The sequence below is a fragment of the Mesorhizobium sp. M1A.F.Ca.IN.020.06.1.1 genome (assembly GCF_004023265.1).
In the GTDB taxonomy this organism is placed as follows: Bacteria; Pseudomonadota; Alphaproteobacteria; order Rhizobiales; family Rhizobiaceae; genus Mesorhizobium.
The window spans coordinates 1-1,872 of the sequence record NZ_RZSR01001074.1 but is presented as its reverse complement, the minus strand read 5'-3'; the positions used below and the strand labels follow the sequence as shown (position 1 = coordinate 1,872).

The following is a 1,872-nucleotide window of genomic DNA, read 5'->3' as shown; positions in this document are numbered from 1 at the left end:
GGCATATCTTGCGAAGCATGGCACGCCGTTCGAACCGCGCGACCTTTCAGGCCACAACTGCATCACCTTCGAAGGGCTTGCCTCTCCCGCGACGTGGAGCTTCGGCACCGGCAAGAGCGAAACCGTGGTTCCGGTCCGCTCGCGGCTGCAGCTCAACACCGCCGAGGCAGCAATCGATGCGGCGATCGCCAGCCTCGGCCTGACGAAGGTGCTCTCCTATCAGGCGGACGCCGCGGTGCGCGCCGGCGCGCTTCATGTCGTGCTCGAGCCGTTCGAGCCGCCGCCCTGGCCGGTCAATCTCGTGCATGCCGGTCAGGGCCTGCTGCCGGTGAAGCTTCGGGCCTTCCTCGATTTCGCGGCGCCCCGCCTGAAGGAGCGGCTGGCGCGTTCGCTGTGATGCGCCCGACCGTCGCGCCGTTTCCTTTTTGCCCGCGCTTGGTGTAACCAACGCTCACTTCCACACCGGGCCCTTTCCCGCATGCTCATTATCCGCTCGCTGGCGTTCAACCTTGCCTTCTATCTCAGCCTGGTCGTTCAGATGATCTTCTGGACGCCCTTCTATTTCCTGTCGCCCCGCCACCGCGCCTGGTTCGTGCCGAAATTCTGGTCGCGCACCTCGATGTGGCTTTACGACAAGATCGCCGGCACCAGGAGCGAAATCACGGGTTCCGAGAACCTGCCTGAGGGGTCCTTCATCCTGGCGCCGAAGCACCAGTCCTTCTGGGACGCGATCGCCTTTTTTCCTTATCTCGACGACGCCTTGTATATCCTGAAGCGGGAACTGACCTGGATCCCCTTCTTCGGCTGGTACATCATGAAGATGCGCATGATCCCGGTCGACCGCGGCAGCCGCTCCAAGGCGCTGAAAGCGGTCGTTGCCGCGACAAGGCAGGAGATGGCGCGCAACCCGCGTCAGCTTATCATCTACCCGGAAGGCACTCGTCGCCCACCGGGCGCCGAGCCGTCCTACAAATACGGCATCGTCGAGCTCTATACCCAACTGGGCGTTCCCGTGGTGCCGGTCGCCCATGTCGCCGGCCTCTACTGGCCGCGCCGCAAGTTCATGCGTTATCCGGGCACCATAAAGGCCCGTTTCCTGCCGCCGATTCCTCCGGGGCTCGACAAGGAGGAGTTCATGCAGCGGCTGATCGGCGAGACCGAGACCGCCTGCGACGAGCTGCTGGTCGAGGCCTCGCGCGCGCCGAACCCGCCGCCGATGCCGCCGACGGCGGTGAAGCGGCTGGCGGAGCTCGGCGCTGCGGCGAAGGCCTGAGCTCCCCTTACGGCAGCCCCGCCAGTGCAGTCGTCAGCACCAGCGTCGCCGCGAAGACGAGATTGATGATCCGCGACGCCAATGGATCGCGCAGCAGCCTCGCGAAAATCGTCCCAGCGAGAAGCCAGAGCACATGAATGGCGACGATCATCGCTGCCAGCACCAAAAGCTTGGCCGAAATCCCGAGCCCGTCGACCGTGGATGAAGCTCCCGCGAAGACCGCGCCGATCGCCACATAGGCTTTCGGGTTGGCGACGGCGAGCATGAAGCCGCCGAAGAAGGTGGGACGCGCCGCCGCATTGCCGCCTTGGGCAAGCGGCGGCGCTGTCGCGATCCTGAAGGCAAGGTAGAGGATGTAGAGGGCCGAAGCGACAGTCAGCAACGGCGCCAGCCCCGGCACCGAGGCGAGCATGCCGAATATCCCGGCGGCCACAACCAGGAGCACGGCCGTCGTTCCAAGCACGATGCCGGACGTATAAGCCAGCGAAGGCCGCAGCCCGAAAGCGGCGCCGACGGCGGTGACGCTGATCGTCGCCGGACCTGGGCTACCCATGACAACGGTCGCCGCCATGACCAGCGCCAGCACCTGCTGCCAGGGC

At 65.4% G+C, this 1,872-nt stretch carries 3 protein-coding genes; 2 read left to right on the top strand and 1 reads right to left on the bottom strand.

The window, feature by feature from the left end; translation table 11 throughout:
• A partial coding sequence (locus tag EOA60_RS31055; protein WP_245502654.1) for a LysR substrate-binding domain-containing protein occupies positions 1–397 on the top strand: 397 nt, incomplete at its 5' end.
• 81 nt (positions 398–478) lie between these two features.
• The gene (locus tag EOA60_RS31050; protein WP_095823983.1) at positions 479–1,273 is read left to right on the top strand and encodes a 1-acyl-sn-glycerol-3-phosphate acyltransferase; all 795 of its coding nucleotides are present in this window, start codon (positions 479–481) and stop codon (positions 1,271–1,273) included.
• 7 nt (positions 1,274–1,280) lie between these two features.
• On the opposite strand, the gene EOA60_RS31045 is transcribed toward EOA60_RS31050, so the two are convergent.
• The coding region (locus EOA60_RS31045; RefSeq protein WP_128312480.1) for a LysE family transporter at positions 1,281–1,872 on the bottom strand (592 nt) is incomplete at its 5' end.

Excerpts from the sequence above, each read along its gene's own strand:
- EOA60_RS31050 (WP_095823983.1), top strand. The coding sequence starts at position 479 with ATGCTCATTATCCGCTCGCTGGCGTTCAACCTTGCCTTCTATCTCAGC.